15 protein-coding genes and 2 pseudogenes are annotated in these 19,286 nt (G+C 67.7%); 3 read left to right on the top strand and 14 right to left on the bottom strand.

The features are described 5' to 3' along the window. Positions 1-88 precede the first annotated feature (88 nt). The 4 genes from KGD87_RS00085 to KGD87_RS00070 all read right to left on the bottom strand — a co-directional run bounded on the left by KGD87_RS00085 (position 89) and on the right by KGD87_RS00070 (position 7,176). Positions 89-2,905: a carboxypeptidase regulatory-like domain-containing protein gene (locus KGD87_RS00085; RefSeq protein ID WP_284665551.1), complete on the bottom strand. Its 2,817-nt coding sequence runs from the start codon at positions 2,903-2,905 to the stop codon at positions 89-91. 124 nt (positions 2,906-3,029) lie between these two features. Beyond that, complete coding sequence (locus KGD87_RS00080; RefSeq protein WP_284665550.1) at positions 3,030-3,818, bottom strand: UBA domain-containing protein; 789 nt, start codon at positions 3,816-3,818, stop codon at positions 3,030-3,032. A gap of 3 nt (positions 3,819-3,821) precedes the next feature. After that, positions 3,822-4,553: an SMI1/KNR4 family protein gene (locus tag KGD87_RS00075; RefSeq protein ID WP_284665549.1), complete on the bottom strand. Its 732-nt coding sequence runs from the start codon at positions 4,551-4,553 to the stop codon at positions 3,822-3,824. Further along, positions 4,516-7,176, bottom strand: a complete 2,661-nt coding sequence (locus KGD87_RS00070; protein WP_284665548.1) for a DEAD/DEAH box helicase — start codon at positions 7,174-7,176, stop codon at positions 4,516-4,518. The genes KGD87_RS00075 and KGD87_RS00070 overlap by 38 nt, the downstream gene beginning before the upstream one ends. 267 nt (positions 7,177-7,443) lie before the next feature. On the opposite strand from KGD87_RS00070, the pseudogene KGD87_RS00065 reads away from it, so the two are divergent. Beyond that, positions 7,444-8,346, top strand: a pseudogene (locus KGD87_RS00065) (methyltransferase); the annotation flags it as partial. A gap of 151 nt (positions 8,347-8,497) precedes the next feature. Here the strand turns inward: KGD87_RS00065 and KGD87_RS00060 are convergent. The 3 genes from KGD87_RS00060 to tnpB all read right to left on the bottom strand — a co-directional run bounded on the left by KGD87_RS00060 (position 8,498) and on the right by tnpB (position 10,512). Further along, complete coding sequence (locus KGD87_RS00060) at positions 8,498-9,274, bottom strand: IS66 family transposase (protein WP_284664239.1); 777 nt, start codon at positions 9,272-9,274, stop codon at positions 8,498-8,500. An 11-nt stretch (positions 9,275-9,285) separates the two neighbouring features. Then, positions 9,286-10,110 (bottom strand): IS66 family transposase, encoded by an 825-nt coding sequence (locus KGD87_RS00055; protein WP_284665547.1) that lies wholly within the window; start codon positions 10,108-10,110, stop codon positions 9,286-9,288. Between the two features lie 81 nt (positions 10,111-10,191). Beyond that, positions 10,192-10,512, bottom strand: a complete 321-nt coding sequence (gene tnpB, locus KGD87_RS00050; RefSeq protein ID WP_284661462.1) for an IS66 family insertion sequence element accessory protein TnpB — start codon at positions 10,510-10,512, stop codon at positions 10,192-10,194. Positions 10,513-11,038: 526 nt separating this feature from the next. Here tnpB and KGD87_RS00045 point away from each other — a divergent pair. Further along, positions 11,039-11,359, top strand: a pseudogene (locus KGD87_RS00045) (methyltransferase); the annotation flags it as partial. 560 nt (positions 11,360-11,919) lie between these two features. On the opposite strand, the gene KGD87_RS00040 reads toward KGD87_RS00045, so the two are convergent. The 4 genes from KGD87_RS00040 to KGD87_RS00025 are packed head-to-tail and all read right to left on the bottom strand — an operon-like array spanning position 11,920 to position 14,870. Then, a complete protein-coding gene (locus tag KGD87_RS00040; RefSeq protein ID WP_502888052.1) occupies positions 11,920-12,303 on the bottom strand; it encodes a DUF4150 domain-containing protein in 384 nt (127 codons plus the stop codon). A 7-nt stretch (positions 12,304-12,310) separates the two neighbouring features. Further along, positions 12,311-12,871 (bottom strand): imm11 family protein, encoded by a 561-nt coding sequence (locus tag KGD87_RS00035; protein ID WP_284665545.1) that lies wholly within the window; start codon positions 12,869-12,871, stop codon positions 12,311-12,313. Positions 12,872-12,893: 22 nt separating this feature from the next. Continuing rightward, entirely contained in the window at positions 12,894-13,802 is a 909-nt protein-coding gene (locus KGD87_RS00030) for an AHH domain-containing protein (RefSeq protein WP_284665544.1), read from the bottom strand. A gap of 3 nt (positions 13,803-13,805) precedes the next feature. Further along, positions 13,806-14,870 carry a hypothetical protein gene (locus tag KGD87_RS00025; RefSeq protein ID WP_284665543.1) on the bottom strand — a complete coding sequence of 355 codons (1,065 nt, stop codon included), beginning with the start codon at positions 14,868-14,870 and terminating at the stop codon, positions 13,806-13,808. Positions 14,871-15,045: 175 nt separating this feature from the next. Between KGD87_RS00025 and KGD87_RS00020 the strand changes: the two genes are divergently transcribed. Then, a protein-coding gene (locus KGD87_RS00020) for an IS3 family transposase (RefSeq protein WP_502887989.1) occupies positions 15,046-16,235 on the top strand; the annotation gives its coding sequence in 2 pieces (ribosomal slippage) (positions 15,046-15,325 and positions 15,325-16,235; 1,191 coding nt in all). On the opposite strand, the gene KGD87_RS00015 is transcribed toward KGD87_RS00020, so the two are convergent. The 3 genes from KGD87_RS00015 to KGD87_RS00005 are packed head-to-tail and all read right to left on the bottom strand — an operon-like array spanning position 16,232 to position 19,011. After that, positions 16,232-17,173, bottom strand: coding sequence for a DUF2169 family type VI secretion system accessory protein (locus tag KGD87_RS00015; protein WP_284665541.1), 942 nt, complete (start codon positions 17,171-17,173; stop codon positions 16,232-16,234). The two genes, KGD87_RS00020 and KGD87_RS00015, sit on opposite strands and share 4 nt — an antisense overlap. 18 nt (positions 17,174-17,191) lie before the next feature. Further along, the gene (locus tag KGD87_RS00010; protein WP_284665540.1) at positions 17,192-18,472 is read right to left on the bottom strand and encodes a TIGR02270 family protein; all 1,281 of its coding nucleotides are present in this window, start codon (positions 18,470-18,472) and stop codon (positions 17,192-17,194) included. An 11-nt stretch (positions 18,473-18,483) separates the two neighbouring features. After that, positions 18,484-19,011, bottom strand: a complete 528-nt coding sequence (locus tag KGD87_RS00005) for a DUF6484 domain-containing protein (RefSeq protein ID WP_350102645.1) — start codon at positions 19,009-19,011, stop codon at positions 18,484-18,486. Positions 19,012-19,286: the final 275 nt, after the last annotated feature.

Genomic DNA, 19,286 nt, shown 5'->3' with positions numbered 1-19,286 from the left:
GAGAGGAATGGGCCAGGCACTTCCACCGGGCCCGTGCATCAAGCTCCGTCCCCGAACGGCGGGACGGAGCCGCGACGTTGCGACGACGCTAGCGAGCCGGGACGCGCAGGACCAGGTCGTGCGGCGGCAGGCAGAGATTCTCGGCAGGCATTTCCTGCCCTTCGCTGCCCTGCCCCCACGTCACCACGGTGCCGTCAGCGAGGAAGGCCTGGCTGGCGTTGCTCGTGACGGCAATGCCTACCACGTCCCTCACGTCGGAGGGCGGGGCAATGGCGCTGTCGCCCCAGGCCACGAGGGTGCCATCCGCCTTCAATGCCAGGACGAAGGAATCACCTCCCGCGATGGCCACGACCTCCGTGAGGTCCGCGGGGACGCTCAGGTCCGAGGGGAGGCCGCCGCCCCATGCCACCACGGTGCCGTCCGCCTGGAGGGCGAAGGCGGCCGTGCGCGACGTGGCCACGCTCACCACGTCGGTGAGCCCCGCCGGAGTCGGGTGGAGGCCAGCCAGCGAGGGCTCACCCCAGACGGAGACGTGATGGGAAGGAAGGACCCCCACGCCCCCATGCGCCCCGCAGGCGACGGTCTGCTGGGGCACCACCCGCACGGAGGTGGTGGTGTGCCGCCGCCAGGGAACACCGGGTGTCACGACAACGTCGTGCTCGCCCGGACCGACGTGGTGCTCCACCCGCGCCACCACTTGCGTGTCGGACCAGAAGATGAAGTCGGAGACGGCTTCTCCTCCCACCGTCACGGTGAAGGGGCCGCGCTCCGCTCCGAAGCCGGAGCCCGTCAAGGTCAGGTGTCCGCCCTGGACCGCCAGCCTGGGCGTGGAGACCTCGAGCGCGCCCAGCCTCGCCAGGGACAGGCTGACCGGCTGGAGCTGGCCTTCGCTCACGTCCAGCTCCGCCACCGCCTTCGCGTAGTTCGCCTTGGTGGCCGCAAGGGTGTGGTGCCCCTGAGGCACGCCCTCCAGGACGAAGTGCCCCTGGGCATCCGTCGTCGCGGTGGTGCCAAGGCCGGAGAGCGACACGGTAACGCCCTCGTGGTGGCGCTCACCTTCGAGTTGGATGATGCCCGCCACCACGCCGGGCCGGCGCTGCAGCGTGATGTTCACCACCGTGTTCTCCTGATACCGCACCACCACGCTGCGCTCCTGGATGTCATAGCCCGGCCAAAAGGCGGACAGCGTGTACGGCCCCACGACGAGGCCACTGAAGGAGAAGCGGCCCTGGGCGTCCGTCAACACGGTGACGTTGCCCGGAAGCAGCGCCACGGAGATTCCCGAGGTGGTGTTGGCGTCCTCCAGCAGGACCACGCCCGAGATGCTCCCGCGAGCGATGGCCAGCGTCAGGTTGACCTGGGCCTGCTCGCCGGCGCGCACCTCCACGACGCGTTGAGCCGGGGCGAAGCCGTCCTTCTGGGCCTCCAAGGTGTAGGAGCCCGTGGGGAGGCCGGCGAGGAAGAACTGGCCCGCGGTGTCCGTGCGCGTGCTGATGGCCGTCCCCGCCAGGGTGACGTTGATGTCCACCGGCGAGCCCCCGCCCTCGAGCAGGATGACACCGGCCACGTTGCCCCGCTCGCGCGTCAGCGAGAGCGAGACGGTGGCCGTCTGGCCCTCCTGCACCTGGACGGACTGCCGCGCCACGGCGTACCCGCTCAACCGCGCTTCCACCGTGTACGAGCCCGAGGCCACGTTGCTGAAGGCGAAGCGGCCCTGGCCGTCCGTCGTCGTCGTGGCGCCTGTCTCCGTCAGCGTGACGGTGATGCCGCTGTGGTTGCTCGCGCCCTCCAGCAGGGCCGTGCCCTCCACGCGGCCCTGGGCCCGTACCAGCGTGAAGGCGACCGTGGCCGCGGCGCCCGTGCGCACCGTGACGGTTTGCTGGGCCACCGCGTAACCCTGCCGCTGGGCGGTCAGGGTGTAGGTGCCCAGCGGAAGCCCGGTGAGGGTGAACTGGCCTTGTGCGTTCGTCGTCGTGTTGGCGCCCGTCTGCGTCACGGTGATGGTGACGCCCGAAGGAGTGGCGCCGTCCGACAGTTGCACGGTGCCCGCCACGTCCCCGCGCACGAGCGACAGCGTCAGGTTGACCTGGCTCGGCTGGTTCGCGCGGACCTCCACGAGCTGTTGCGCGTCCACGTAGCTCTCCCGCCGCACTCGCAGGGTATACGTGCTCGTCATCACGTCCTGGATGTTGAACTGTCCCTCGGCGTTCGTGGTCGCGGTGAGGGACGCTTCCACCAGGGTGACGACGGCGCCGGCGTGGTTGCTCGCGCCTTCGAACTGGATGACGCCTGTCACGCTGCCCCGCTCGCGTGTCAGGGAGAGGTTGACCAGGGTGGAGCCCGTGCCCCGCACCTCCACCGTCTGCCGCGTCTCCAGGTAGCCCGCCTTCTGGAGCGCCAGCGTGTAGGTGCCCTGGGCCAGGTCGGAGAAGGTGAAGACCCCCGTCGCGTCCGAGGTCGTGGTGGCGCCCGTCTCCACCAGGGTGACGGTGACGCCCGAGGAATCCAGGACGCCCTCCACCTGGACGCTTCCGAGGATTGAACCCCGTCCACGCCCGAGGTCGAGCCTCACGGAGGCCGTTGCTTCCGCGATGACCGTGACGGACTGCCGAGCCTCCGTGTAGCCGGGCCTCTTCGCCACCACGATGTGCGTGCCCGGGGCGACGTTCTCCAGGGCGAAGCGGCCGTCAGTGGCCGTGGTGGTGCTCAGCGAGGCGCCTTCCACGGAGACGCTGATGCCCCCATGGGACGAGGCACCCTCCAGGATGGCCTGGCCTTCGATGCGCCCGCGCTGCGTCCCCGAATCGGGCTGCGTCCCCGCGTCGGAGGGAGTCGTGGAGGTCGAGGAACAGGCGGAGAGGGCCAGCAGGAGGGCCCAGAGCCAGGAAGGGCGATGGAGGCGCATGGGGTGTGCCACTCGGTGGAAACAGGAAGGGGAAGGACGGCCAAGAAGCCTGACGGTACCTGGATTCTACGATTCCGTGGAATGGAGTGACCGCGGAAGGCGTGTGGCGGGGGATGCGAACAGCTCAGGCCAGGTCTACGAACCAACGCTGCTTCTCAGCGGTTTCGTAGCAGAGCTGCGCGAAGTCCTGCATCAGGCTCGCGCCCGGGAGATACTCCGCGATTCGCTTCCGCACGTCCGCGAGCTGACACTCCGCGGTGCTGGCATCCAGGAAGTAGTCCTCAAAGGCATACATGGCGGCGCATCCGGGCGCGGCATTGAAGCCACTCCGGACCAGTTCCTCAAGCACCGCCTGCGAGCAATGGAACATCTCATAGCAGTAGAGGCAGGCGGGCAGGCTCGAGAACTCCCACTGCAGATTGGGTTCCGCCTCGTCGAGCTCCGGCACGTCCGGTCGGGTGGCCTGCAGCCCGTTGCGGTACAGAAACGCCCGAAGGAGGCGATCCTCCACCCCGGAGCGCTCGGGGATGGCGCCGCTCTGGATGTGGAGGTCGACCTCGGTGATTGGCTCACCCTTCCGGCCATGCGGCCCGGCGTATGCCGTGACGAGGTTGACTGGAATCCCCTGGTAGGACCGAAGCACCACCGCGGTGAGCGGCGCGCCGTCGCGCGGGAGGTACTCGCTCAGCACGTCAACGCATGCCTCCACGACGCGCCTCCCGTAGGCATCGAAGCCGTAGGAGCCCCGCTCCGCCGGGTCGTACCTGGGCCGGCCTCCCGTGAAGCCCGCCTCCGCGAGCAGGTTCATCGCATTCCGGAGCTCGCCGCCGCTCGCGTCCACCGCCTTCTTGCATTCGAGGAGCGGAGCCCCAGTTCGGCGCTGGACTTCGCGCACCAACGTAGCAGTCGCCATGGTTCAGCCGATGGCCGTGGCCGGGAGTTGGCGAGGGTGGAACTCTGGCCTGAACGGGTCTTCGGTGGGTGCGGCGACGAAGGGGAGTTTTGCAAGGCGCTGCTGGCAGAACCCCTGGAGGACCAGGTCCGTGAAGCTGCGCGCCAGCTTGACCAGTCGAGGGGGTGTCTCTCCGGCATTGACGCGCTGCCGGCGGTCGAGCGCATAGAGCGACCACTCGCTCTCGCTGGTTGGCTCCGACGCGGCGAAGAAAAGCGGTCCGCATTGATCAGTAAAGGGCCTAGGGACAGGTCCGGGCCCCAGGACCACGACGCCGATCTGGATCGCCTTGCCAGTGAACCGCGTTCGCGCCCCGTTGCTGGCGTCCACGAACGACGCGAGGTCCCGGTGGATGTTTCTCGGCGTGGCGAGGAAGCCCTTCGCGTTCCACGGCACGATGATCTCAAGCAAATCCCCCAGCCGGCCCGGGCCAATCTCGGTGCAAAACGACCGGTAGCTGGCGGGAAAGGTGACCTTGAGGCGCTGCTCCGCAGCGGACAGTTCCACCTCGGTGGGCAGCGGGCCTGGCGGGGCGCCGCGCCACTGAATCCCGCACTGGTCCAACTGCTCCTTCCATGGCTGGTAGTGGCCGTTGCGCGAGTCCCGCCGACCCTCGCCGTCCCGCGATGCGTGGTGAGCGCCCTGCCCGTGCGTCAGGTCAGCGTCGCCGCCGGCCGCCGCCCGGCCGTCTGCCATTCTTGGGTGCCTTGCCGTGATGGCCCCCACGCCTGGGGGCGCCGGGCTCCCGGTCCTGCCGCGGGAGTGGACGCTCCCGGGTGGCCGCGGCGATCTCGTCCGGCATCCAGGGCCGGTCGAGCAGCTCCTGGAGCTCGAGGAGCGAGCGAGCCTCGAGCACGCCCCGCCGGCCCCGGGCCACGCTGAAGCGCTGGGGGCGGTCGAGCCGCGGCAGCTCCTCGTCCACCAGAGAGCGCGCGAGCTTCTCCGGCAGGTGCAGCCGCACCACGCCTCGCGGGGCGCCGTCCGACAGCACCTCCACGTCGTACTCGAGCGGCACCTCCTGCTCGCGCACCTCCACGGCGTCCGGGAGCGCCAGGAGCGCCTGACGCGTCGCGGGCGGCACGAGCGCATCCAGCTCGAGCCGCAGCGGGCGCGCCTTGAACTCGTCGAGCGTGTCCACCCCCTCCAGTTGCGCCTCGTAGAGCGCCGTCAGCTCCGGCAAGCCCAGCGGCGCGGTGGTCCCTCCCGAGCGGCGCCACAGCTCGCGCGCCTCGGCGATGGCGACCCGGTGACGGTCCACCGCGGGATGGGGTGCCTCGCCCCGCGCCAGCGCCTCGGCGAGCGCGTGCCGGACCGCCTTGGCGAGCTCCGGCCCCCAGGCGCGCAGCACCTCCACTTCCCGTTCGAGCTCGAAGCCGAAGTAATCCACCCGCGTCTCGAGCACGACCGAGCGGAAGCGCGCGTCGTACACCGGCGCCGCCGAGTGACGGCGGGCGTAGCGGCGCAGCAGGGACTGGGGAAGCTGGGTGCCTTCGATGCCGGCCTGCGAGTCGCCGTTGCGGCCGGCGAAGTAGCGCAGCGTGCCCGCCACCGCGCCCAGGTTGCCGCACACGCTCGTCTTCGACACGCGCGCGACCTCGCCCCAGGCGGTGCGCTCGTCGATGACCAGGTCGAAGGGCATGAAGCGCGCGAGCAGGTCGCAGAAGCGCCGGGAGACGCGCGGGTCCGCGAAGGGCATGCGCGCGGGCAGCGCCAGCCCCACGCTCCGGTACACGCTCGCCATCGCGAGCGCCGCGTCCTCCAGGGCCTTCACCAGCACCCCACGCGCCTCCGCCCAGGCCGCGAGCTTCTCCGCATGGAAGACGTGGCGCGGCAGCCCCTGCGCCTCCCCCACCGTGCCCGCTTCACGGAAGGCCTCGGCGTAGAGGTTGTACGCCGTCAGGTGGTCGCTGCCGGGCACGAGCAGCCCGTCCAGGTTCCGCTCCTCGCGGGTCATCCGGTGCAGCGACTCCACCGAGCTGCACACCGCGAGCACCGGCAGCAGCGCGTCCTCCGCGTTGACGATGAGCTCCGCCCACGGGCGCTCCACGGGCAGGGCCTCCACCGCGCGGCCGTAGTCGGACAGCCGTCCTTCCGCGTCCACGATGTTTCGCGCCTGCAGCTTCGCGAGCGCCCGGCGATAGGCCTCGCGGTCCAGCGGCACGGGCAGGTCCAGCGCATCCGCCCGCACGCCCAGGGCCGCGGCGGTGAGCGCCACCCGCTCCGGCTCGCCCGCGAGCTGGAACTCGGGGGCGGTGGGCCGCAGCGAGGCGAAGTGCAGCGGCCGGTCGCTCAGGATGAAGACGCGCCCGCCCTCCACCCGCCCGTGCACGCGCCCCGCCATCTGCAAGAGCTCGTTGTTGCCCAGGTGCACGCGGGTGAGGACGTTGCGGCCGCGCTCCACCAGGTTCGTGAAGCGCATGTCGTCGATGACGACCGTGTCCAGCCCCGGCACGTTGAGCGCGCTCTGCCCCGCCGCCGTCATCGCGAGCACGAAGGGTCGGGGCGCCGTGCCCTCCAGGAAGGGGCGGATGGCGCGCAGCGGCTCGCCGCCGTGGTAGTGCGCCGCGTGGAGCTCCGGCGCGTTCGCACGGACGTGGGCCGCCGCCTCCTCCACGCCCGCGCGCGTGGGCAGGAACACGCCCACGCCGCGCCCCTGCTGCTCCACGTCCCGCAGGAAGTCCTCGTCCAGGAAGGACAGGGGCTGACGGCGCTCCACCTCCACCCGGGCCGCCTTCCTCGGGTCGAAGGACGACACCTGGAGCACGTCCGCGCTGTCCAGGTAGCGCGCGTAGAAGGCCGGGTCCACGGTGGCGGACAGCCAGATGAAGCGACAGCCCACACGCTTGCCCAGGGCCAGGCACAGCTCCAGCTCGGCGGAGGTCTGGTGGATTTCATCCACGATGAGCGTGTCCTCGCGCCGGATGGCGCCGCCCTGGAACCAGCGCCGCGCGATGCCGGTGGTGACGATGACCACGTCCGCGAGCGGCGTCTCCGCGGTGGCCTCCCGCTCGCGGTTGACCACCGCCACTCGCAGGGGCCGCCGGCCCACGAGCGCCTCCGCGATGGGGCGAATGGCGAGCGTCTTGCCCGTGCCGGTGCCCGCGACGATGCCGAACCCCTGCCCGCTCCGGACCAGCTCGAGGAGGCGCTCGCCGTGGTGCTCCACCAGGTACGTGCGAAGCTCCAGCCCGAGCGCCAGCTCGATGGTTTCGCACGCGGCGCGCGTGGGCGCGAGGACCACCACCCTCCCGCGCTGGGGCGTGACGGCGGAGGAAGCGTCGGGGCGCGGCGGCAGGTATCGGTCGGTGGGCGTACGCACGAAGGCCAGTGATACGCACGGGCGGGTGTCCAGGGGAAGCGATTCGCCCTGGAACCCGACGTGACCCGCGCGCCCCCCTCGCCTCCAAGCAAGGCGGGGCAGAGCCCTTGCGCCACAGTCTCGGAGGATCGCGGCGCAGCCGCCCCGGGTGGGCGCCAGCGCCTCCTATCCATTCGTGGCAGCATGTGGCCCCATGGACAAGCGGCACCTTCGCCGAGTGACTGGGACCTGCGGCTGAACGCGCGGCGGCGCATAGGATGTGCCGACATGGATTTCCAGGCGCGACTCGAGGTTCTCACGCACCAACTCCGGCCCTGGTCCCCGCTCTGGTCCCGCTCCATCCTCCAGGGCTGGCCCGACTCCGGCGCCGCCTATCCCGAGGACTGGCTGACCTATGCCCGCTCGCTCGATGAAGCGGGCGAGCGGCGGCTGGACCAGGGAGCGCTCGCGGGCGCCCCGCCTCCGGCCCTGAGCGCGCTCCTGGGCGCGCTCCAGGAGCTGACGGCGCTACCCTGGCACCCGGGCCATCACGCGCTGACTGTCGCGGAGACGCAGGGCCTCAGCGCCAAGAAGACCCACGAGCTCGAGCGGGTGCTCGCCCTGCTCGCGCCGAGAACTCACTCCATCCAGGAGGCGGTCGATATCGGCGGCGGCATGGGACATCTCGCCCGCCTCTGTGCGCGGACCTTCGGGTGGACCTTCCACAGCATCGACCGGGACGCCGCGTTGCAGGACAAGGGCCGGCGGTGGCTGACGAAAACCCGGCCCGCCGGTGGAGACACCCTGTGCTTCATCCAGGCCTCTGTGGAGGACGGGCCCCAACCCCAGCTCGACTCGCTCTTCTCCGGCCGGGACCGGGCCTCCATCGGTCTGCACACCTGCGGGCCGCTCGCCCTCACGCACCTCCGCAAGAGCCAGGGGGCGGGCCTCGTCCTGAACATCGGCTGCTGTTACGACAAGCTGGAGGTCCCGCGGGATTACCCCGTCTCCCGCGTCGGGAGCGCGCATCCGCTGCCCTTCACCCCGCATGCCCTGGCGCTGACGACGCGGGGACGGCATCACAAGACAGAGGAGGCGTTCGCGCGGATGAAGCGGGTGTATGCGTGGCGCTTCGCGTTCGACCTTCTCTCCAGGCGGCACTTTCCCGAGCGCGGCTTCCTGAGAGCAGGGTGTCCCTTCGGCAAGCGTGCGTGAGCGTGCCGGCGGGGGCCAGTAGAATGGGGGCAGGCGCGGAGCGCTGCTGCGCCTGCGTTGAGGGTCACCCGGACGCGCGGATTTCTGGGCATGGGCGGCCCGGCGTTCGCGACAGGGGCTGGGTGAGTCAGGTCCCGGACGGCGGCGCATCCGCCGCGGCCAGTGCCTGCTGGTAGTTCCAGGGCATCCACTCGTCCGGGGCTTGCGCCAGCGCCTCCGGGTGGCGAAGCAGCGCCACCAGGTAGTTGAAGGGGTTGCCCTCGCACAACTCCACGGTGTGGATGAGACTCATGAAGACGTCTCCCACGTGAGCGCCATTCAGCGTCTGGTAGAAGAGGGCATTCTTGCGGTGAAGAATGACTTTCTTCAGGGCCCGCTCGCATACGTTGTTGTCCAGTGGGGCACCCTCCTCGCGCAGGAAGAGGGTCAGCTCCTCCCAGTGCTTGCGCAGGTAGGCAATGGCCTGGCCCAACCCGGAGTTGGGCTCCACCTTGCGCTGGGTGACTTGCTCCTCCAGCCACGCCTTGAGTGCGTCCAGGACGGGGCGGCTTTCTCGCTGGTGCCTCGCCAGCCGCTGCGCGGGCGTCAGGCCCTCTTTCCGAGCGACGGCGTCCACCCGGTACACCTCCCGGAGGGCCTCCAGCACGCGCGTGCATTCCTCCGGGAAGTCGGCGGCCACGTCGACGAAGCCCCGCCGCGCATGCGTCAGGCAGTTGGCCCACAGCGTGGCGAACTCCCCGGGCACATTCGCCGTCTGCGCGTCGCTCATCTGAATGGGCGTTGAGAGTTCAGCGGCGCGCTGCTGAAGGACGTCCGCGAGATTTTCTCCGGCGTGCTGGCGTCCGGTGAAGAAGAGGGCAATGGGGTGCTCCTGGCCCACGGCGAGCAGGCCCGAGGTGTGCACGCCGGTGCGCTTCAGCGGGGCCCCGCGGCGGCCGCCTGCACCTGCTCCCGCGTCAGCGCCAGCACCTTCATGACGGTGTCGTCATTGTGGAGCACCGGAGCCTGGGCCGCCTGGTTGACAAGCGCGTCGAAGGCGGGCTGAAGCTTGCTGGCGGCGGCCTCGACGAGCTCCCATTGGGTGGCGGCCGGAAGGGGAATCCCTAGGCCTGCTTGGAGTTTCTCAATGCGGTGGAAGGGCAGCCCGCAGCCGTACTTGAGAAGCCCCGTCATGGCCACGGCCGTCTCGTCGTACTTCTCCTCGCCCACGCCCTCGGGCGCCTGGGCGGTGTACACCTCTCCGCACAGGTTGCAGCGCAGCCTCTCGCACTCCCACACGGTGGCCACCAGCGGGGCCATGCCCTTCACCCGCACCCGCTTGGACGGCTCCTGCAGCGGGTACACCTTGCCCTTCAAGCAGCCCTGGCACACCTCCCCACCGTGCAGCGAGGCGTGCGCCACCTTCTCCCGGCTGGCGCCCGTGTAGGCCGCCGCCGCGGTGCGTCCGTGCCCCGGGGCGGGGGCCTTCTTTTCCTCCTGGTGCTGGACGCGCCCAGCCGGCTGTCCCGCCTTGCGCAGCACCGCGTCCGTCTTCTCGGTGGGCGCGCCGAAGAGAAGCCTGCGCAGCCGCTCGAGACTCGTCCCCTTCGCCTGCAACTCCGCCGTGACGAAGGCCAGCGTGTCCATGGCGGCCTTCAGCTTCACGTAGTCGTCCTGGCTGAGTGCCCCGCGCGTCCGCTCGACAATGACTGCCAACTCCGCCGGATTCACCTCCAGCCGCTGGCGCTGCTTCTTGCCCATGCCCGCTACAACCGGTTTGTGGCGCGCAAGCCTGCCTGGGGCGTGGGAGTCCGGGCTCGCTCCCATGGAGGGCGACGCGGCCTACGTGCCCACCTGGCGCCACTCAGGGGCGGCCTGCGTGGCCGAAGCGTCGCCCGCGCACAGCAGCACCTGCAACTCGTGGGCGCGCAGCGGGGCCGCCGCCTCACTCGCCGTGGGCCACCAGCGAAACCGCCCCTGGGAGAGGCGCTTGTGACACAGCCAGAAGCCCTGCCCGTCGTAGACGAGCAACTTCACCGCCGTCCGCTGCCGGTTACGGAAGACGAATACCGTTCCGCTGAAAGGGTTTTCCGCGAGGGCCGCACGGCACTGTTGCGCCAGCCCATCAACGCCCCGGCGGAAGTCCACCGGCTCAATGGCCACCAGCACTCTCATTTGAGGAGTGATTTGAATCATGGGCCCGCAGCGCGGCCACCAGGGCCAGCACGTCGAAGCCCTGGCACGAGGCGGGCACGGTGAGCGTCAGTCGGCTGCCCTCCCGAGCCACGTACTCAATGACGAGGTTGGCGGCGGGGCCGGCCCCAGCAGTTGCGCGGCGCTCACCTCAAGGAAGCCGTCCGGCCCGCTCGCCGCGCCGGCCTGACGCTTCGGCGGGTGCGCCGCCGACGTCCGGGCCTTCAGCCCGGCGTGGCCCACCCCCAACGCGCGCGCGACATGGGACACCCCGTAGCGCTGCGCCGCCGAAACCGCCTCCCTCCACAGCGCCTCTGGCATCCGTCCCTGCTGGCTACGCGTCAGCCGCCACTGCTGCACCCGCCCGCGCAACGCCTCCAACTCTTCCGCTGCTATACTGCCTCTCGCCACCGTGTCTCTCCCGGTCCGCTCCAATGGGCCGTGGACGGTACCGGGGGGCACCAGGGCCCTTCACGCACGTCTGCCGGAAGGACACAGAGCAGGAGACGCGCCCCGGGCGCTCTATGCCGGACGCTTCGCCATCTACGCGCGAGACCGCCTGGCGCGCCTGGGGCTCGACCCCGGCATGACGGACGCAGCGCTGAATGCCTTCGAGGTGTCCGTGCGCGCCGAGACGCGGGACCTCCTGCTCTGCCATCTGCTGAGGGACCGCTTCGCGAGGGCGCTGGAGGTCGTGCTCCTGCTCGATCGCGCGTTGCTCCTGAAGGAATCGGGCTTCCAGGTCGAGCTCCTCCAGCTCTTCGACCCGAGCCTGTCTCCGCGCAACCTCGCGCTCATCGCGTCGCGAAGCGCTTGAGTGGGTCCGGAGGGGTTCGGGGGAGGGAAGCTCCTTGGCTGCCTCATGCAGCGGCGGCGCAAGGGGGCGAATTCAGCGTCCGAAGTGTCCCACAACCGCCAGCGGCGGCACGCCTCGCTCGGCGACGTCAGCCCGGCCGAGTTCGAGCAGGCTGCATCACAGGTGCCGCAAGCCGCATCCCCCACCTGCCCACGACATCGGGGCAAGCTCAAGGACGGGGGCGCTGTGCACCTGGCGTAGCTCGCGGTGGGCCGCGGTGCGCACCACGTCCGCCTCTCGCGCCGGGCCTCCACCCGGTTGTTGATGGTCACCAGGAAGCGCGGGAATCGGGTCACGTCAGACTGAGGACACGATTTCCAGACAAAAAAACTCCGAGGGCTGGCCGATCTCATTCGGGCGCCGAGTGTTTCCCGAGTCAGAGGGTCAGAGTGAAGCGAGCTTGACCTTGGCCGACAGTGGCCGAAGCACTGGAAACCAAGCCAAATTCATGCCCCAGAACTCGCGCTATTTCGCGGACGACCATACGAGAGGAAATTGCGCGCACGGCGACACGTTTATCGTCACCCCATGATGTTCTTCTTGTTGTGGAAGAGCGGGTCGCCCAGTCGGCACACGTTCTTGCCTTCGAACTTCACGTCGAAGGAGTACATCATGAACTCCGCTGGCCCCTTCGTAGAGCCACTCATGATTCCGCCTCCCGCGGTGCCAGCCTCATCTCCAGTACTCGTCTTGTATTGAGCCCCCTTCACCATGGGCATCTTTCCATTGACGGTGACTTTCTTCGGCCCCTTCGAGGCATCCGAAGACTTGCCCAGGTTGGGATAGGGCAAGGGCACCGGCCCACCCGGGCTCGGCGTCTTGCAGACGTCAGGGAAGACAACACTCTGTCCACCACTGTCCTCAGCGGAAATGCCGCGCCCGTTAGCAAAGACCTTCGTTCCCATCATCCCCTCAGTATGCGGACGGATCTTCTAGCGACACCACTCGGACTCCCACCAACTTCGAGGCCTCGATTGCTTCCTTCACGGCCTCCGACACAAGAATGACCAGCGAGTCCTCCGCAAGCCGAAACAGCGGCAACCCCAGGGTCCTCGCTTCGTCGATACAGAGTTTCGTGAACTTCATTAGGGGCGGCTTGTAACCAGGAAGATACTCCGACCTGGGTAAATCCGCACAACTCACCAAGCCAACGATGTTGACTGCCTTGTAGTGCGAGTAGGTCTTCTCTCGCTCCCGATCAATGACCACCGCGTCATACAGGTCGAGGTTGCGAACTCCCGCCCCCTTGAGCACCTCAACGAGGCGCTGGGAGAAGAGAGGAACGTCGATGATGAGATCCGGCATCACGGGACCGCTGCGCGGGTCGAGGTAGCACGGGATGGGCTCTTGTACGGGATCCGGATAACGGATGCCCATGGTCCAAGGGACGTCGACGTCGGGCGATTCATCCAAAGCAACACCCTCGACGCCATGTGCAGCAAAATCATACCTTGCATCCAACCTATAATACATACACCACCTCCACGACAGCCAATTAACCGCGAGTCTTCTTCGTCAAAGCGAGCCTATTGACAAGCGACTCCCGTCCTTGCCTGACTGCCATGGAGAGATCTTCAGCCAGTGTCGACACCCATGACTTCCACTGATCGGGCCGCCCTGTAATCCGCATCTTGAAATAGTCGGATTTCTGGTTGATGAGGTGTACCAGGGAATAGGGAGGGTAGCGCTTCCCGTCGTCATCCTTGGAGCGTTCGCAGACAATCCGAAACCGTTCCGCCAAGTGCGCCAACTGGTCACACTCCAGCCGCGTCTCCTTGTCATAGTTCATGGTGGGGCTAGTCTTGTATGGCTTGCTATGATCCGTGTAGTGCAACTGCAGCCACGTATCCTTCATCACCAGGAAGCCAACGCCCTCTTTGGATGCCGGACTCAACGCCCTCCACGTCTGGCCATAGAACTGGGCCATCGTCACGCCGGGCACCTTGTGCTTCGTGCCATAGAGGTCCGGGAGCTTTGGGAGAAAGACGCCATTACGCGCGCCGTCGATGCTGTAGCCGATGTCCTCCTTGATTTTGCCCTTCTCCGCGCGCGTCCACTGCTCGAGACGCGACTTGGCCATGGAGGCCTTTCCCGGAATGATGTGATGTGGGGTCGCGCCAATCTCCACCTCGAATTCCTCCAGGGCTCCCGCCCTGGCCACCCACCCCATCGTCGGATCGCTCCCACCGGGCAGTGGATAGATCGGCCCTACCTTCTTGTCCGCCGTGAGTTCCTTGGCGTTGCTCCGGAGGCTCTCCGCCAGGTCGTCCTCATCCTTCAGCAGTCCATGCTTCGTCTTGTAGCCCTTGAGCTCACGCGGCCACTCCGCGCAGAAGACACAGTCCTCCGGGTGCCCATCGTCGGCACCGTCGCCCCCAGCCGATGCTTCACCAAACTCAGGCATGGCTCAAGCCTCCGGATCTCCACGCTGAAGCAGTACGGCACCACGTGACTCACAGTCCGAGGAGCACCACACCAGCACAGGCCCCTCACGATACCCCTTCCGCAATCCCAGCGCCGCTGCCCCCACCATCAACGGCCCATATGCCGCTCCCGGGTCGCCCACATTCTCTGCCGGGTGTTCCAACCGATGCGCCTCGGCAATGCGCTCACGCGAGCGAAGAAACGTCACGCCCCACTCCTTCGCCCAGAAGTTCTCTCCGTTGAAGCCCGCATACACGCACCGGACGGGCGGTAGCCCAGCCGGAGTGGAATCAAAGAGCAAGCGACAGGTCTGCGCCAGCCCCTCACCGAGGTACGGTTCCCGACTGTACCGGTGCCCGGGCTCCTGTCCCGTCGCTGTCGCCAGAACGCGTGCCAGCGGGACACAGCCGAGCCGCTTCCCCTCTCCCTTCCTTCCAAGTCGGAGGAACACTGCGGCCTCGCCGGGAATCAGCCCATCCGCAGGCCCATACCGGCGTATCCGGTCCTCGACTTCGAGTGTCGCCAACACCATCGGATCCAAAAGGGTGTCCACCCCTCCCACCAGAACTTCCGGAGCCTTGCTTTCGTCCAGGAACCGCACCGCGGCATCAAGCGCCAGCAACCCCGCAGCTCGTCCGTTGGGAAAACACCGGCTGCGCTGCAGCTCCAGCGCGATGCCGGAAGCCAGCCCCAGCGACTTCAGGAAGGGCATTGGCTCGCGTCCCTTTGATGAATCCGTCTCTTCGGGGAGCCCCAGCATCAGAGGCAGCGGGCGCTCCAGTCCCGCCGCAGCCTCTTTCAGAGCGGGCAGCGCCAGCCGCAACATGCGCTGCTCACGTGCCGCCAGTCCCCGCGCCGCCGGCAGGTCCGGAGCCGGCAGGTGCTCCTCGGAGACGAACGCCCCCAGGTAGGGACGGAAACGGAGGTCCACCAGTGATGTCTCCCGCGCACGCATGATGCCAGCCCGAATGGCGGCCGCTGTCGACGGGGCATTCACTCCCACCGGCGTCATCATCCCGACGCCCAGAATTTCAGCACCTCCGCTCATCTCAGCCCTCCGCGCCTTCCAACGACAGCAACTTGAAGCGCGCCTCCTCGACCTTCAGCGCCCGCTTGTCGCATCCCACCGCGCCTCTCCAGGTCATGCACACGCGTCCGGCGCCCGGCTCCATGAGCCTGCCCCGATTCCGTGGACACCCGAGATGTGGTGGAAAGGGTGTCCAATGTCGGTGAGTGACGCGAAGCAGAAGAAGAGCCGGAGGCAGCGCCGGGAGTTCACACGCGAGTTCAAGGACGGCGCGGTGAAATTGGTGCTGGACGAGGGCAAGGGCATTCCGGAGGTGGCCCGAGATTTGGACCTCACGGAGTCCGCCCTGCGTACGTGGGTGGAGCGGGCGAAAGAGGCTCGCGGTGAGGGCAAGCCGGGGGCCCTGCGCCAAGAAGAGAGGGAGGAGCTTGCGCGGCTGCGAGCGGAGAACCGCCAGCTGAGAATGGAGCGAGAGCTGTTAAAAAAAGCGGCGGCCTTCTTCGCGAAGGAGACGACGTGAAGTTCGCGTTCATCCACGCGCAGAAGGCCCACTTCCCGATTGCCTTCATGTGTGAGCAGTTGGAGGTGTCCCGCAGCGGCTACTACGCCTGGGCCCACCGGCCGCAGTCCGCGCGCAAGACGAAGGACAGGGAGCTGACCGAAGTGGTCGCTGCCGTCCACGCGGAGAGCCGACGTTGGTACGGCAGTCCGCGCGTATTCCAGGAACTGAAGGCCCGAGGCTACCGCGTCAGCCGCAAGCGCGTGGCTCGACTGATGCGGCAGAGGGGGTTACGGGCCCGCGCTCGCCGCCGCTTCGTCAAGACGACGGACTCGGCGCACAGCTACCCGGTGGCGCCCAACGTGCTTGAGCGCGACTTCTCCCCCCAGAAGCCCAACAGCAAGTGGGCCGGCGACATCACTTACATCTGGACGGCAGAGGGGTGGCTGTACCTGGCCGTCGTGCTGGACCTCTTCAGCCGCAAGGTGGTGGGCTGGGCGATGAGCGACACCATCGACCGCCACCTGGTGCTGTCCGCGCTCACCATGGCCCTTCTCAACCGCCCCGCGCCGGACCTCCACCACTCGGACCGCGGCAGCCAGTACGCGAGCGACGACTACCGCAAGCTGCTGGAGAAGCAGGAAATCGACTGCAGCATGTCGCGCAAGGGCAACTGCTGGGACAACGCGGTGGTGGAGAGCTTCTTCTCCTCGCTGAAGATGGAACTCGTCTACGAGCGCAACTTCCAGACGCACGAAGAAGCCAGACGGGCGCTGTTTGAGTACATTGAGGCGTGGTACAACCGCCGCCGCAGGCATTCCTCGCTCGGTTATGTCAGCCCCGAGGAGTACGAGCGGAACGCCTCAACCCCAAGTGCGGCAGCTTAACGAAACTGTCCACGAAATCGGGGCAAGCCCACCAGGCCCACTGTCTCCAAATGAAGCTGAGGGCGCTCGAACAATCCGGCAATCTTCACTGTCACGCTCAGCCCACAGCGGGGAAGCGTGTAACGCTGTACGCCCTCGAGTGACACATTGACCAATTCGACCGGCTCGCCCCCCTTCAGTCCCTCCCGGGCGCACATCCCCGCGGGCGCGACCTGAAAAAACGCCGCTTGGAAGTCGAGGGGCAGGTAGGGTGCGCGCCGGGTCCTCCAGGCCTCATCATAGGTCCCGGCATGCGATTTTCGCGGCTCCCACGATGGCGCCACAGGCCCCACGCCCATCGGCACTGGGTCGTCCGAAATGGAGCGAATGAGCTGCCTCGGGTCCTCCAGGTTGGGCAACGCGCGTCCCACCATCTCCGAACCACCACGCTTGCCGCGGAAGCCCTGTCCCACAGGATTACTTGCCTTCCCCAACACGCGTTCCTTCGTCACCTCATGCACGCCACCGTAGGCCCGTTCCCATACGAGTGGCATCTTCACGAAGGGCTCGGGCGAGGAGATACCCGGAGACAAAACTCCTCCCCGCCATTTTCTGTCGCCGAAGACCTGGAGCACCTGCTTCACAGGCCCCACCCGCACCAGGACGGGGCAGGACGCCACCGGCTTGCCCTGGGGGGCGTGTGCCTCGCCCTCCAGCAACACGTCTGTGCCTGGCTTGAGCAGGTGTGCCTCGCTCGCAACTCGGAGGCTCGATTGCCCGGGCTCGCCCCGGTATGTGTCTGCGGTGACGACCGGGTGCTGCATCTCTGCGATGAACAACCGCCCCTTACGAAGGGTGAACGTTGCCTTCACCACCACGTAGAGCGTGTCCATCCCCCGCGCGTCGGGGAACATGAACATGCCGGGTGAGAAGGGAGTCTCGTTGCGAACCTGAAGCATATCCCCCCGCCTTTGCCTTCAACTCCTGAATCCCCACGAAGACATCCGTTCGCGGACAGCGGAAGCCAGGGCCAGTTGCTCCCGCTGCCGTGAAGTGAAGGCTCGCACCTGGACCGCGTGGGTGCCTCTCGTTCGCACCATCAACTCCAATGCATACGGATGCCGCCGTCGCATGGGGCCTTGCGCCAGCGCATCCAGAAGGGACGTGCCTGCGAACAGCTTTCCTCCCAGGTAGCGGTTGGCTGGCGAGAATCCATCGCGCGCGCCATCCCACCAGCGCGCGACTTCCTCCTGTGCGGGGAGCGGCAATGCATCTTCCGGACGAAGCACCAAGTCCGCGTCCAGGTCCTCATCTTCCAGGGGCGGCAAGGCATCCTCCGGCGCTGGCTCCGGGAGCACGTGAGCCCCCGCCATGCGAAGCCCCGTGATGGCGCTGAAGGCCTCACCCGCGAGGCGCGCCACGCGCGGCTCCGCGCACATCCACCTCAGGCAAGCCTCCGCGGCAGACACCCGCCCACTGAACCCCAGCGCCCAGAGCGCATCCTCGCGAGTGGCCGTTTCCTCCGAAAACGAGATGAGCCGCTCAAGGAACCGCGCATCTCCCGCCGCAGCAAGCAAGACCCACGACCGCCGACGCAGCGCGCTTCCCGCGTCCGTGGATTCTCCTTCGCAGACTGTCCATGCGTCTCGCACGCCAAATACCAAGCCGGTCTCAATGGCGGCCCACCGGACCTCCGGACGTGAGTCTCCCAGGAGCACGCCAAGCAACCTGGGGGCATGGGACTTCGACGATGGATTGAACGCTCGCAGTGCCGCCGCGACGACCAGTGCGTCGGGGTGGCTCAACAGTTCCTCCGCCCTGTCGTCAGGCAAGTGCCCCCGGAATCCCAGCACAGATACAGCCATGGGCTCGACTGCGGTGAGCCATGGAACCAGGGCAGTCTCCACCACCCCATTCTCGCCAAGCTCCAGAGCTCGTCGCATGGAGGCCTGGACCGGTGACGGCCCGTCGGTCGCCCGAGCCTTCACGGCATCAAGCATGAGAGACGGAGCCAGCGCCAGGAGTGACCAGGCGGCGGCGAACACCTCGCCTGGGTCCTCACTCTCGTGCACCACGGGGGCCAGCACCTCGATGGCCACGGCCCCCGCCGCAACCAGCCCATCCAAATGAGCGAGCAACCGCTCTTCCAGTTCTGCGGTCTCTTCCAACGTGTAGTCGGGCGCGACCAGCGCGTGCTCCCACTGGCTCCAGAAGAAGGCCGCCTCGGAAAGATGCTCCTCCAGCACGTCCAGCATCATTCGCGTGGCCCCTAGTTGACCTGGACCGAGCCACCCTTGATGCGGTTGACCCCTGAAGACTGCGTCTCCACGTACACGCCCCGGATGACGACCTTGCCGTTGCGGCGCAGGGTGATACTGGCCTGGCCACACCGAAGGACGATCTCGTCCTTGCCCTCTATTTCGACCCGCTGTCCGTCGACCCGGGCCTCGGTGGGCGCTGGAAGCGGTTCGGACTCAATGCCCGCCGTGTCCAGCATGACATCGAGAAGAGGCGTGGGGCTGTGGCCCTGCTCCAACCCGATAACCAGCGGCAGCCGGGGGTCCCCATCTTCAAAGAGAAGTACCGCGCGCTGCCGAGTGGCCACGGCAGCCCGCACCACCTCAGATGTCAGATTGATGGTCCTCTTCGCTGGTAACGGCCCCTCGGCGTTTCCTCCGAAGTCCACCAGGAACCGACCATCGGTATCCACCCCCGTGAGCCAACCAAGCCGACTCCCCCAGATTCGCTCGCGCGGCGCATCGCCTGAGGCTTCTGCATCGGGCCTTCCCACGGGCATGCTCATGACCTTGTCCTTGTCCCGGGCCTCGAAAAAGCTCTCAGCGGACCTAAACCATGATGTCCAACGGAAGCCCCAGGATGCGGATTATACGACTAAAGAGAATGTTTGCTTGTAAAGGCCTCGGGCCAGCCTGCGGTCACGGGATGCCCATGTGGCAAATCACTGCACAGGCCCCCACATGCACTGGGGTCTCACCGCCAGTAGGTCCACGGGCAAGCTCTGGCAAAAGAAAACCCCGTGGCACCTTGCTGGCACCACGGGGTTCGTTCTTC

It is taken from the genome of Myxococcus sp. SDU36, assembly GCF_030168875.1.
Classification (GTDB): domain Bacteria; phylum Myxococcota; class Myxococcia; order Myxococcales; family Myxococcaceae; genus Myxococcus; species Myxococcus vastator.
This window is presented reverse-complemented; position numbering and strand designations above follow the sequence as displayed.